Annotated in this window: 14 protein-coding genes; 11 read left to right on the forward strand and 3 right to left on the reverse strand. The window is 35.6% G+C overall.

Annotation, left to right across the window (positions count from 1 at the left end; translation table 11 throughout):
- Nucleotides 1-3: 3 nt before the first annotated feature.
- The 3 genes from H3R25_RS01140 to H3R25_RS01150 form a co-directional block, all read right to left on the reverse strand.
- Complete coding sequence (locus H3R25_RS01140) at nt 4-705, reverse strand: ABC transporter ATP-binding protein (protein WP_046306572.1); 702 nt, start codon at nt 703-705, stop codon at nt 4-6.
- A 49-nt stretch (nt 706-754) separates the two neighbouring features.
- Nucleotides 755-1,567 carry a Cof-type HAD-IIB family hydrolase gene (locus tag H3R25_RS01145; protein ID WP_198193925.1) on the reverse strand — a complete coding sequence of 271 codons (813 nt, stop codon included), beginning with the start codon at nt 1,565-1,567 and terminating at the stop codon, nt 755-757.
- A gap of 119 nt (nt 1,568-1,686) precedes the next feature.
- Nucleotides 1,687-3,294, reverse strand: a complete 1,608-nt coding sequence (locus H3R25_RS01150; protein WP_232354543.1) for an APC family permease — start codon at nt 3,292-3,294, stop codon at nt 1,687-1,689.
- A 270-nt stretch (nt 3,295-3,564) separates the two neighbouring features.
- Between H3R25_RS01150 and H3R25_RS01155 the strand changes: the two genes are divergently transcribed.
- The 11 genes from H3R25_RS01155 to H3R25_RS01205 all read left to right on the forward strand — a co-directional run bounded on the left by H3R25_RS01155 (nt 3,565) and on the right by H3R25_RS01205 (nt 12,991).
- Complete coding sequence (locus H3R25_RS01155; protein WP_122034791.1) at nt 3,565-4,290, forward strand: YebC/PmpR family DNA-binding transcriptional regulator; 726 nt, start codon at nt 3,565-3,567, stop codon at nt 4,288-4,290.
- 345 nt (nt 4,291-4,635) lie between these two features.
- A complete protein-coding gene (locus H3R25_RS01160) occupies nt 4,636-5,556 on the forward strand; it encodes a nucleoside hydrolase (protein ID WP_198193929.1) in 921 nt (306 codons plus the stop codon).
- Nucleotides 5,557-5,574: 18 nt separating this feature from the next.
- Entirely contained in the window at nt 5,575-6,981 is a 1,407-nt protein-coding gene (dcuC, locus tag H3R25_RS01165; protein WP_198193931.1) for a C4-dicarboxylate transporter DcuC, read from the forward strand.
- Nucleotides 6,982-7,111: 130 nt separating this feature from the next.
- A complete protein-coding gene (comGA, locus tag H3R25_RS01170; RefSeq protein ID WP_198193933.1) occupies nt 7,112-8,086 on the forward strand; it encodes a competence type IV pilus ATPase ComGA in 975 nt (324 codons plus the stop codon).
- Nucleotides 8,052-9,056, forward strand: coding sequence for a type II secretion system F family protein (locus tag H3R25_RS01175; RefSeq protein ID WP_198193940.1), 1,005 nt, complete (start codon nt 8,052-8,054; stop codon nt 9,054-9,056). Before comGA ends, H3R25_RS01175 begins: the two co-directional genes overlap by 35 nt.
- Before the next feature lie 12 nt (nt 9,057-9,068).
- Nucleotides 9,069-9,419 (forward strand): competence type IV pilus major pilin ComGC, encoded by a 351-nt coding sequence (gene comGC / locus H3R25_RS01180; RefSeq protein ID WP_198193942.1) that lies wholly within the window; start codon nt 9,069-9,071, stop codon nt 9,417-9,419.
- A complete protein-coding gene (locus H3R25_RS01185; RefSeq protein ID WP_198193944.1) occupies nt 9,409-9,834 on the forward strand; it encodes a Tfp pilus assembly protein FimT/FimU in 426 nt (141 codons plus the stop codon). The genes comGC and H3R25_RS01185 overlap by 11 nt, the downstream gene beginning before the upstream one ends.
- 16 nt (nt 9,835-9,850) lie before the next feature.
- The gene (locus H3R25_RS01190; protein WP_198193946.1) at nt 9,851-10,096 is read left to right on the forward strand and encodes a hypothetical protein; all 246 of its coding nucleotides are present in this window, start codon (nt 9,851-9,853) and stop codon (nt 10,094-10,096) included.
- Nucleotides 10,056-10,577, forward strand: a complete 522-nt coding sequence (locus H3R25_RS01195) for a ComGF family competence protein (RefSeq protein ID WP_198193947.1) — start codon at nt 10,056-10,058, stop codon at nt 10,575-10,577. The genes H3R25_RS01190 and H3R25_RS01195 overlap by 41 nt, the downstream gene beginning before the upstream one ends.
- A gap of 183 nt (nt 10,578-10,760) precedes the next feature.
- Nucleotides 10,761-11,762: a class I SAM-dependent methyltransferase gene (locus H3R25_RS01200; protein WP_198193949.1), complete on the forward strand. Its 1,002-nt coding sequence runs from the start codon at nt 10,761-10,763 to the stop codon at nt 11,760-11,762.
- A gap of 44 nt (nt 11,763-11,806) precedes the next feature.
- Nucleotides 11,807-12,991 carry an acetate/propionate family kinase gene (locus H3R25_RS01205; protein WP_122034808.1) on the forward strand — a complete coding sequence of 395 codons (1,185 nt, stop codon included), beginning with the start codon at nt 11,807-11,809 and terminating at the stop codon, nt 12,989-12,991.
- Nucleotides 12,992-13,038: the final 47 nt, after the last annotated feature.

Below are 13,038 nucleotides of genomic sequence, written 5' to 3' on the forward strand. Positions count from 1 at the left end.
TTTCTACCACTTAATATTTGTAATATCTTCTGGTTGAGCGTTTTGCTCAATTTTGGTTACTTGGCCGTCATGAAAATGAATCACGCGATCTGCAATTGGTGCCAGTGCACTATTGTGCGTAACAATAACTACTGTTGCACCATTTTCGCGGCTCATTTTGGCAATGGTTTGTAAGACGCTCTTTCCTGTTTGGTAATCAAGTGCTCCAGTTGGCTCATCACACAGAAGTATCTTGGGATTTTTAGCAATTGCACGCGCAATTGCAACTCTTTGCTGCTCACCACCTGATAGTTCAGCAGGGAAGTTGTTAATTCGATTTTTTAAGCCAACGTCAATTAAGGTTTGAACTGGATCAAGTGAATCGGCAACAATTTCTGATGCTAGTTCGACATTTTCTTTTGCAGTTAAGTTTTGAATTAAGTTGTAGAATTGAAAAACAAAACCAATGTCATTACGCCGATACGTAGTCAATTGGCGTTTATTATAATTTGCAATATTTTTGCCATCGATAATGATGTCACCAGAGGTGTTGGTGTCCATTCCGCCTAAGATATTGAGGATAGTTGACTTACCAGCACCGGAAGCTCCTAAAATAATTGCCAATTCGCCTTTTTCAATGGAAAAATTGACGTCGTTATTAGCTAAAATTTCCGTGTCACCGGTTTGGTAACGTTTAAAATTGTGTTTGACTTCAATATAACTCATAAATAATTTTCCTTTTAGATCTGTTTTTTGCTTTTATTTTAACTTGATTTTAGCCTAAATAGTCTTCTAACACTTGCAAAACGCCCATTTCATTGTTGCTAGGAGCTTCAAATTTGGCAATTTTCTTTAAGCGTTCATCACCATTTTCCATTGCATAACTGTAACCAGCAAGTTCGATCATTTCTTTATCGTTCATTCCATCGCCAAAAGCAATTAGCTCTTCAGGTTCGATTCCAAAGTAGCGTAAAAAGAATTTGATTCCCTGACCCTTGTTAACGTTGACTGGCATGATGTCGATATTATCAAAACCACTAGTTGTGCAGTGAATTCGCTCAGTATTATCTGCGTTGAATTTCTTTTCAATTTCATTAGCTAGTTCAGAAGAGCAGCTTAGTGTCAGCTTGGTTAAGCTGTCGCTGGTTGGAAGGTCAAGTAAGTTTGCGATTTCATCAATGTTGGGATAGAAAAAGTGCATTAATTTTTTAAAATTGGTGGATGCACGTTTGTTTAAGTAGGCACTATCCAAACCACTCGCAACAATTTCTATTTGGGGGTAATTAGTCTGAATGAAATTAACTAGCTTAATACCAGTTTTATAAGTAAAAACATGTCTAGCGATGACCTGATTATCCTTGGTAAGAATTGAACCATTATCAGCTATAATGTCGATTCGATCCAGAAACTCAAAAAAATCTTGTCGCAAACGCGAAAGAGGGCGCCCACTAGAGACAATGAAATGAACTTTTTGCTCACGTAATTTGGTTAAAACTTGTTCAAACCGGTAATGATCAAACTGCTTATTATCATCTTCAAAAGTGCCGTCCATATCTACGGCAACTGCTTTAAATGGAATTGGTGTCATCGGTGTTCTCCTTCGTCTAAAATCCTCTATATTATTATATATTAGATAGATTGGTTTTTTCTTTATTTAACAAAAAAACAGATTCATTTAACGATGAACCTGTTTTAAAATTTTGATAACTATTTTTTAGCTGAAGTAGGCTTTTTTCTGCCAACTAGCCAGCAAATCAGAATTGCAAACATTGTTTCAATCAGAATTAATACAATGTTCATGCCCAGTTTAGCCTGTCCAAGACTAAGTGTAGCGCCATTAAACAAGTGATTTCTTTCTCCTAAGTATAAATCAAAAATAATTGAACCAATTACTAGAACACCCATAGTTGTCCATTGACCACGATTGAAAGCAATTCCGTATTCTTCTTCACGTTTCCTGATACTTGGCAGTATCGCACCCAAACCAATCAATACTACAATTGCGACAATGTTAATAATTAGTTCATACCACCAATAGCCACTGAATTGCTTAATGTCTTGTGGCGCAATGCCGAGTACTGTTGCCACTGCAGTGACAATCAATAAAAACAGTCCAGCCAGATAGCCAAGCTTGTCGTTTTTAATAAAGACATAATCAGACTTGAATTTCTGTGAATTCTTCCTGATTTGCATGAATGAGAAGAAAATCCAGCAGGTAACACCTGGTGAAATAATACCGTTAAGGTTTAAGAGCCAGTTGAAAATATCATTCATATCAGGAAGGAAAATTCCTAAAAGCATGATGAAAGCTGAAAGACCGACAGTTAAAACGTAACCATTAATTGGTAATCCATTTTTATCTTTTTTCTGCAAAAAGTGTGGCATGTATTTGTCACCAGTATCGGAAATTAACATTCTCGTCATTGCATCGAGTAAAACGGCCAGAAGGGCTGCATTGTAAAAGACTGATGTCCAAGCCCAAATGTAAAGTAATGTTTTACCCATACCATATTGGTGACCGACCATATCAAATGCGTAGTAGGCACCGTTCATCTTTAAATCTTTTGGAATATGGTAACCGTCAAAGTAAATACCAAGTGCGAATGAGCCAAAGACAGTTAAGAAAATGGTCATAATTGCTAAAGCAACCATTGCTTTAGGAAAATCAGCTTTTGGTTTCTTCATTTTGGTAACGTAAGGCGCTACTAGCTCACAGCCATTTAAAGCGTAAATTAACATGGCAATAGTGGTCCAATAATGCATGTCAAACTTAGGAATAAGTGTCTTCCAAGTAAATGGATGAGTTGCCATGTGGCCACCTGATTTAGCTAAACCTAAGAAAGCTAAGAAAACAAACATTAGTGTCATGATTAACATCAAGCCACCGCCGATGGTCGACAAAATTTCCATTGAACGAGAGAAATAGTGTTCAATGATGATGAAGATAATAAACATGGCAAAAGTCATGAGAGCAAATTTGGTGTTAGATATTTGACTCTGAAACTTTTCTGAACCAGTTAATGCCCAACCAATATCGACAATAATCTCGTTAGCTGAATCGACGGCATAAGGGATAGATGCAGCCCAATATGTCCATGCAGTAAAGTAACCAAGGAATTCCCCATTGGTTCCACGTACCCATGAGGAAAGCCCACCGCCTTCCTGATTAAAGACTGAGCCTAATTGTCCAACCATTAATGAATATGGAATAACATAAAAAAGACACATTATGATCCATGAGGTGACAACTGGCATTCCCTGATTTTGGAAATTGTACATGATATCATCGAGGCCAATAACCGTACAGAAAGCCATTAGGGTTAAAACAGGCCACGAGATATATTTTTTATTAGAATCTAGTTCCTCCACAAAAGTTCTCTCCTTTTTTAAACAATTATTTACATTTTACGCATTAAAAATGAAAAAGACTAGGGAATAATTAATAAATTCGTCTGCATTATTATGGTAAGTAATTATATTAGACTGGAAGAAAATCACTCCGCTTGACTTGATAGTATTGAATTTTCTTAAACCGTGCGTTAAGATTATATCGTTAATATTTTAAGAAGAGAAAGAAGGATTCTTATGTCAGGACATTCAAAATGGCACAATATTCAAGGCCGCAAGAATGCGCAAGACGCAAAGAGAGGTAAAATTTTCCAAAAGTTATCTCGTGAAATATATATGGCTGCAAAGAATGGTGGTCCTGATCCCTCTGGGAATCCTAACCTACGTATGGTGATGGATAAGGCACGTGCCAATAATATGCCTAAAACCAATATTGATCGTGCGCTTAAGAAGGCTGAAGGTAATTCAGATGAGCACTACGATGAAATTACATATGAAGGTTATGCACCAGGTGGTGTAGCAGTATTTGTTGAAGCTTTGACTGATAACAAGAATCGGACAGCTTCTGCAGTTCGTGTCGCATTCACTCGTAATGGTGGTTCTCTTGGTGCAAGTGGCTCAGTTGCTTACATGTTTAATCGCAAAGGTTACATTGTAATTGATCGTACTACTACTGACGCAGATGAGGATCAGATGCTTCTTGACGTAATGGATGCTGGTGGTGACGATTTACAAACTAGTGACGATGCGTTCGAAATCTACACTGATCCAAAACAATTTGCTCAAGTTCGTGACGCTTTAGAAAAAGCAGGTTACAAATTGGCAAATGCGGAATTGACAATGATTCCAGAAAATACAACACCTGTTCCTGAAGATAAGAAGGAACAATTTGATAACTTAGTTGATGCACTTGAAGACGATGATGATGTTCAAAACGTTTATACTGCAGCTGAAGAAGACTAATTAATAGAAGATAAGACCTTCCAGATTTATTCTGGAAGGTTTTTTATTTGCCATAATTAGCTATTTTTTAGCTATGTAATAACTATTCGTGCAAGGATCAGGCTAATAAAAGAATCAGATTTACTTCAAATATAGTTGACTGCTTCACAAAAAAACAACTAGTTTATTACCATAATAGTACTAGTGATCATGGCGTTATTTAACAAAGATAGTAAAAGATATTTATAAATTTGAGTAATAAATCACAAATTTATTGGGAATATTAGGTACACAAGTAGTATACTGTTTTACTGGAATTAATTAGATTCTTTATTACAAGACATTTTAATGAGTAGGAGAATTAAGATGACAAAACCCGTTATTTTAAGTACGGATCCTGGAATTGATGATGCAGTTGCAATCTCAATTCTATTATTTGATCCGCAAGTAGATGTGAAGCTAATTGCGGCAGCTGCTGGTAATGTGGGAATTGAACAGACACTAAACAATGTGTTAAAGCTTGAAAAGTTTTTAGGCAAAAAAGTTCCTGTTGTAGAGGGCTGTAAACGCGCTTTAATTAAGGCACCAGTAGATGCGGCTAGCGTTCATGGTAAAAGTGGCATGGATGGTTATGACTTTCCAGAGCCTGATTTAGATTTACTATTAAAAGATACAACAGCACCCGAAGCTATTCACAAGGTAGTGGCTAATTCAAGTGAAAAAGTTACTTTGGTGGGAATCGCACCATTAACAGATTTTGCACTCTACATTCGGCTATATCCTGAAGATTTAACTAATATTGAAGAATTAGTATTGATGGGTGGCTGCATTGGTCGCGGAAATTACGGTATCTATTCCGAATTTAATATTGCTGGTGATCCAGAAGCAGCAAAAATTGTTTTCGAAAGTGGACTAAAAATTCGCGTTGCACCACTGGAGCTTGGCTTCCAGGCACTTGTTAAGCCAGAAGTAAGTGAGCAAATCAAGTCACTTGGCAGTGTTGGTGATATGTTCTATAGCCTGTTTAAACGCTACCGTGGCGGTAGTTTCAATACTGGATTGAAAATTTACGATGCGCTTGCAGCAGGAATTTTACTAAATCCAACTATGTTTGATTTTGAAGAGGCCTATGTGGATATCATAACCGATCAAGGTCCTACAAACGGTGCTTCTTTAATAGACTTCAATAATAAATTGAATAAACCAGCAAATGCCTTAATTGGTAAGTCTGTTAATGTTGATGAATTTATTGCGTGGTTCATCGAAGCAATCAAAAAAGCTTGTTAGATTAGAAGGGAATTTTTAATGAATCAGTTAATCGCAATCGTATTAACTTTGTTGTCAGTAGTCATCTTGGTATACATGTTATCCAAAAAAATGGATATTAAAATTGTGCTATTTGCTTTAGGACTTGTACTTTTGTATTGTGCAGTTCTAATGGGCAATAAGATAACCGTTTTAGCACCAGTGTCGAACCAATTTTTAAAACCTATACAGGTTATAATAGATCAATTTACTTCGACACTGTCACAAGCAGGATTTGTAATTCTATTTTTAGCGGGGTATAGTGCCTACATGAGTCACATTGGCGCAAACGATGTGACAGTAAGTGCTTTGACTTCTTCAATGAAGGGAATTAAATCGGTTTATCTATTAGTTCCGATTGTTTTCTTAATGTCAAACATCCTTTCTCTTGTAGTTCCAAGTGCTTCAAATTTAGCAATTATTTTATTGGCAACATTGTATCCTGTTTTAAGAGCAACAGGAATGAGTAGATTAACTTCTGCTGCTTTGATTGCTACTTCAGCTACAATCATTCCAACACCATTAGGTTCAGATAATGTGGCATTGGCTTCAGCCCTACATATGTCAACTACACAATATGTTTTTGGTTACCACGCTTTAATTTCAATCCCGACCTTACTTTTAATGGCAGTAATTCAATATTTCTGGCAAAAACATGAAGATAAGAAAGATGGACAAGAAATTAGCTATGAAGAAGAACTAAAGAAATATGGGTTAAAAGAAGAGAGTACCCAGAAACTTAAGGTTAAAGGTGGAAAATTCGTACGCTTTGTATACGGCCTATTGCCTTTAGCACCAATTATCATCTTGATAATTGACTTCATCTATAATCTTGTTAGAGGCGTAACTACAACCATGAGTGTGCAGGAAGTGACACTTATCAGTTGGATTATTGCCATTATTGTTGAACTAATTAATACCAAAGATGCTAAACAGGTTTTGCAGGACAGCAATGTGTTCATTAAAGGGATGGGCAATGCAATGAGTATTGTCGTACTTTTAGTTGCTGCTCAAACTTATGTCCAAGGATTAAACGCAGTTGGTATCATGACAATGCTACAAAATTCAATGACAGATATTAAAAGTGCCGGCATCCTCTTGCCAATAATTATGGTAATCTTTACTGCTATAATTGTTATCTTGAGTGGTAGTGGTATTGCATTGATTTTTGCATTAATTCCATTGATTGTACCGTTAGCAAAATCTGCCGGAATTGCTCCGCAGCAACTTTCTGTTCCAATTCAATTAGCAGCTAATTTGTTAAGAGCAGTTTCACCTGTTGCGGCAGTTGTTCTAATCGTTTCCGAGTCAACTCACTTGGATACAGCTCAAATTATCAAGCGGACTTCTGTGCCAATGCTTGGTGGTGTAGTCATTATGCTAATCTTGTCATTCTGTCTACTATAAAAATGAATAGAAGAATAAAGAAGCAGTACTTAAAGTGCTGCTTTTTTGTTTATCCAAAATAATATTTGATTTTAACAAAAAAATTCCAGGTTTTTGCGTAATTATTATTGGCGGCAAAAAGGAGGTATTTATGCGAATTAAAGAAGCGGTTAGTTCATTAATTCAAGAAGCAATTGACTGTCACGCCAGCGACTTGTTCTTTTTAACCCAAAAAGGAAAATTAGTGGTTAATTTTCGAACAATTAATGGAATTGCAAATCAAGCGAATTTTTCGATTAACGAAGGAAAGGAGTTGATTAATTATTTAAAGTTTGCGGCTCAAATGAATATTGCTGAACACCGACGACCGCAAGTTGGGGCATTTGATTTTGAGTACAATAAGCAAGTATATTATCTGCGCTTATCCAGTCTTGGTGATTATACTGACTGCGAGTCACTGGTTATCAGAATTATTTACCGTGTAAGTGAAGGAAAGTATTTCTTTAACCAGCAACTTGAATTACTGAAAAGCTTAGCGCAAAAACGTGGTCTTATTATTACTAGTGGTCCAACGGGCTCGGGAAAAACGACCACCATGTACAAACTTGCTAAGTATGTTGGTCAAGACAGGATGGTGATGACAATTGAGGATCCGGTGGAAATCCATGAAGCTAGTTTTTTACAGACACAAGTTAATTTAGAGGCAGCCATTACATATCCGATATTACTTGAAGCAGCTTTACGACATCGTCCGGATATTCTAATTATTGGCGAAGTCAGAAATGCAGTAACTGCACGTTTGGCAATTGATGCGGCCTTGAGTGGTCACTTAGTTTTTGCAACGGTTCATGCAAAAAGCACACTGCAAACAATTTCAAGACTAGAAAGTTTGAACATTACTAAAAGTGAATTGGTAAATTGTCTTACTGCTGTTTGTTATCAACGTTTATTGCCAACAAAAGATGGTTTTTCTTGTCTAATGGACATTGCAAGTAGGAATTTTTTGCAAAAAAGCATCTTGAAATCTCAACGGGGTGATTATGTTGACTGGCAAGATAATATAGCGAAGTTAAAGCAGGAGGAGAGAATTAGTGCGGCAGTATTTGAGCAATTCAAGCAAGGGTAAGCTAAATAGTAGGGAACGATTTCTCTTTTTGGATTACTTACAAAATAGTTTACTTAATGGTTTTTCTCTTGGTACAAGTTTGGAATTAATGCCAATTGTTTGGCCAAAGCAGAAAAAGATCCTTGGAAAGTTAAACAAACGCCTTCAGTCTGGAACAAAATTGAGCAAAGAAATGGAACGACTAGGCTTTTCAAAAACTGTTGTTACCCAGATCGACTTAGCAATGAATCAAGGCAACTTAGTTGAATGCCTTGGCCAACTTGCGTCATTGAGTAGATTGAAAAATGAACAAATAAAGAAATTAAAAGCCGAAATGTCCTATCCATTTGTTTTAGCTGTAATGATGGTTTTGTTGCTCGTATTCATGCAAACTTTCGTTTCTAGTCAGTTTGCAAATACTGGAGAGCATACTGGAGACATTATGCTATTTGTTTTACTTGTTATGGGTCTACTTTTTATCTATTTTTTAGTTAAAGTTACCACCTTATTGAAGAAACAGGACTATCGTTCTCTAGTTAAGTTAGGACACTATCCAATCATTGGTTCGACTATTAAATTATATGTTAATTACTTACTTGTTTATGATGCTGGTTTATTGCTTGCAAGTGGGTTTTCACTACAAAAGATGTGTGAGTATGCTGCTAAACAAGAAACAGGGTCACTACAACAAGTGATTGGTGCAAAAGTTGGTAACCAGCTTAGGGATGGTAAAAGCCTGGAGGAAATTATCAAGAAAGAGTCTTTTTTACCAAATGAACTGTTATTGCTAGTTCAAACAGGTGCGAAAAAGAGTGATTTAAGCAAGCGTTGTTTGCTTTTAGGGAAGACACTGTTTACTAATTTGTCCAACAAAATTGAAAAGTTAATTGTTAATGTTCAACCGTTTTGCTTTATCTTAATTGGATTATGCATTATCGGGATGTACTTAAAGTTATTACTACCAATGTACGCAATGATGCAAAGTATTTAGGAGGATATAAAAATGAAAAAAGTAATAAAAAAATATCTATTGGGTTTACTAGCCAAAAATAGAAAAGCACAAGGATTTACTTTGATTGAGATGGTAGTAGTCGTTGCTATTATCGTTATGTTGTTACTAATCATTGCACCTAATTTGACTAAACAAAAGCAAAGTGCAAATGACAAAGCTAATGATGCATTTAAAACGACACTCCAAACTCAGGCAGATTTATATCAAGAAGACAAAGAGCGCGACGGTAAGGAAATTTCCTTTAAAAATATGTTTGACGACGGCTATTTAACTAAGAAACAGTTTGATAAGACACAAGATTATACAGTAACTAACGGTGTTGTTCAAAAGAATGCAAACTAAAGCAAGCCAACGTGGCTTTACAGTTATTGAAATGGTAATTACTTTAGCAATTTCAATCGGAGTAATTATGCTGGGTACAGTTTGTCTTGACGGTTATAGTGAAAAAATGATGTTAAATAATACTACCAAAGAAGTTAAAAGCACAATCGAACAGGCTGCTACAATTTCTACCATTAAACATGTTGCAAGCTACATCAGGTATTATCCTAATTCGAATATGTTGACGGTTACCAGAGCTGGCCATAGAAAAGTTGTTAAAATTGCACCCCAAATAAAGATTTATAAATTGTCAGATTTATGGATTTCGTCAAGCGGCTCAATGTCACCGAGAACAATTGTAATTGCCAATCGTCAAGAAAAAAGGACAATTAGGCTGCAAATGATGTGGGGACGAGTGATTGACAATGCAGCATAAAATAGGTGGTTTTTTAATGGCTGAAAGTTGTGTCGCACTCTCTATTACATTTTTAGGAATTGTCAGTATTTCATTGATTGTGAGCGAAAGTAGATCATTCGAACTAGAAAATGAGCAAAAAGTTGATCGTACTTATGCTATGCGAGCAATGAAAGAAAATGGAATTAAGCAAATTATTGTTCATGATCATGTTTATCAAATGATAGGTGATTCAAAAATTTATGACGCAACTAAAAAACAAACGTACAAGGTCAAAAAGTAATGGCTTCTTATTGGCTGATGCTGTATTTGCTGTTTTTGTAACCTTGCTAGCAGTTGTAACTTTACAGAATATGTTAAAGAGTATGGCAACGGCTGATAAAGCACATCATCGAACCGATGACATAGTATTTGCTTATGTTCAATTTGATCATTTTTTGAAAGAAGATGCTAAAACCGTTTATCTTTTTCCAGCTGGAACAAATAGCCGTCAAGTTGCTATCAAAAAAATTGATCAAAGCGGAAAAACGCAAGTTTATATTTTGGCTTCATATAAAGACATGATTAGAATGAGGACGCCTGAAGGAGGGCATATGCCACTACTGTTAAACGTTAGAAAGGCCTCATTTATTAGTAAAGACCAACAAATAAAAATTAACGTCGTCGAAAAAGATGGGCGATCATCTGAAATATATTTCAAATTGGATGCAAAATCTAAAACAACAAAAAATGAAAAGAGGGAAAATAATGAAATTAAAAGCTAGCGCTTTATTAAGTAGCGTTTTAGTTTTAACTACCTGTTTGCTTTTTTTACAGTTTTATCAAGAAACCTATTGTAGCAGTTTGCAAAACAATACGCTATTAATCGAATATTTATGTCGGTATTGATTTACTTGCGCTTGTTACCTGATTTCTATTAAAATGTTTAGAAGAAACGGGGTATCAAAGTGGATAAAATTGAAAACTTATTTAATAAATTTATTGACTGCGTTGAGGTATTACAGAATGCTCTAAACGTATCATTTAGTGAAGCATTAACAGAGACTTTTGATAATTTGGAAAATGAGCAGATAAAGGTTGAATTAGGTGCACCTGATAAAGAAACAGTGGCCCAACTAAGTGAAAAATACCAACAATTGCATTATGAAGACCTTTCACAAAAGGCGAAAGTTCAAATATTTACTTTTTTAACACTCAAGGCTATTAACGAGGATGGTTTAGATCCTAATCAGATGCCAACACCACCAGTGATATCAACTATTATTGCGATGTTTATGCAGAAATTATTACCAGATCAGGGGTTAACTATAATTGATCCCGCAATTGGTTCAGGCAATTTATTATTCTCGGTGGTGAATCAGCTCAAAAATGCGAATCATTCGAAAGTAGATTTTAACTTATTTGGTATTGATAACGATGAAGATATGCTGAACTTTGCCGATATTAACGCTCATTTGAATGGTCTTGAAATAGAGCTATTCAACCAAGATGCGTTAACACCATGGTTTTGTTCTGAGCCAGACGTTGTTGTGAGTGATCTACCAATTGGTTATTATCCAATTGATGAAAATGCAGAAAATTTTGCAACCAAGGCTGAAAAAGGTCATTCATTTGCTCATCTTTTGTTTATTGAACAGATAATTAAGAATTTGGCGCAGGGTGGATATGCTTTCCTTGTTGTTCCTAAGGACATTTTGTCTGGAAAAACTGGAAGTGACTTTATGCCATGGTTATCAGAAAAAGTTTATTTAAGAGCAATAATTGAGCTGCCAGATAATGCGTTCCAAAATAAATTTAATCAAAAGTCCGTTTTAGTTTTCCAAAATCATGGTAAAAATGCTAAAAGTAGTGAGGTTTTTCTCACAAAGTTGGATACACTTAAAAAAGAAGAGGACCTAATCAAGCTTAATGTTAAACTAAATGAGTGGTATACTAAAAATATTCATTAACTTGTGAAAAAAGTCAAATTAAAGTGTATGGAGGAATCTCATTTATGAAAAAAGTTTTAGCAATAAACTCAGGAAGTTCTTCATTTAAGTATAAGCTATTTGCTATACCTGAAGAAAAAGTATTGGCAGAGGGGATTGCTGATCGAGTTGGTATTGATGGCTCATCTTTTGAAATTAAGTTAGCCAATGGTGAAAAGCACGAAGAAAAGGTTGCAATTCCCGATCAAGAAACAGCTGTCAATTTGTTATTAAAGGCTTTAAAAGAATATAAAGTTGTTGAAGACTTGAGTGAAATTGCTGGAGTAGGTCACCGTATTGTTGCCGGTGGTGAAGATTTTACTGATTCAGCTATTATTGATCAGGAAAAGCTGCAAAAAGTTTACGATTTAAAAGAATATGCCCCATTACATAATCCGGCTGAGGGAAAGGGTATTGAAGCTTTTATGAAGTTACTACCTGATGTTCCTGAAGTAGGGGTTTTTGATACTTCATTCCATCAAACATTGGATCCAGAACACTACATGTATTCAATCCCTTATAAATACTATGAAAAATATGGTGTGCGTAAGTATGGTGCACATGGTACTTCTGTGCGTTACATTACTGGTAGAGCAGCAGAAATGCTTGATCGTGATGCCAAAGATTTGAAATTAATCGTATGTCACTTAGGTTCTGGTGCATCTGTTACTGCAGTAAAGAATGGCAAATCATATGATACATCAATGGGCTTCACACCACTTGCTGGTGTTACTATGGGTACTCGCTCTGGTGATGTTGATCCATCTGTTTTGCAATATATTATGAATAAGGAAAACCTTGATATTAATCAAATGATTGACATTTTGAATGATCAATCTGGTTTATTAGGTATTTCTGGCATTTCTTCTGATATGCGTGACTTGGAAAATAATTCAGATGAAAAAGCTGCATTAGCACGTAAGATTTTTGTTAACCATATAAGACAATATATCGGTTCATACATTGTTGAATTAAAGGGTGTTGATGCAATTATTTTCACTGCTGGAATCGGTGAGCATGATGCAGGCGTTCGTGAAGAAATCATGAAGTCATTTGAATTTATGGGACTAAAGCCAGATTATGAAGCTAATAAATCTAATGGTGAGAAGTTCATTTCTAAGCCTGATTCAGCAATCAAGGCAATGATTATTCCAACTGATGAAGAATTGATGATTGAACGTGATGTTGTTCGTCTAGCTCACTTGAGTTAACGATAAAACCTGTAATTAAATAAAGAAGCCGCTAAGGAAAAACTTAG

The organism is Lactobacillus sp. M0390, from assembly GCF_016102085.1.
Taxonomy (GTDB): domain Bacteria; phylum Bacillota; class Bacilli; order Lactobacillales; family Lactobacillaceae; genus Lactobacillus; species Lactobacillus apis.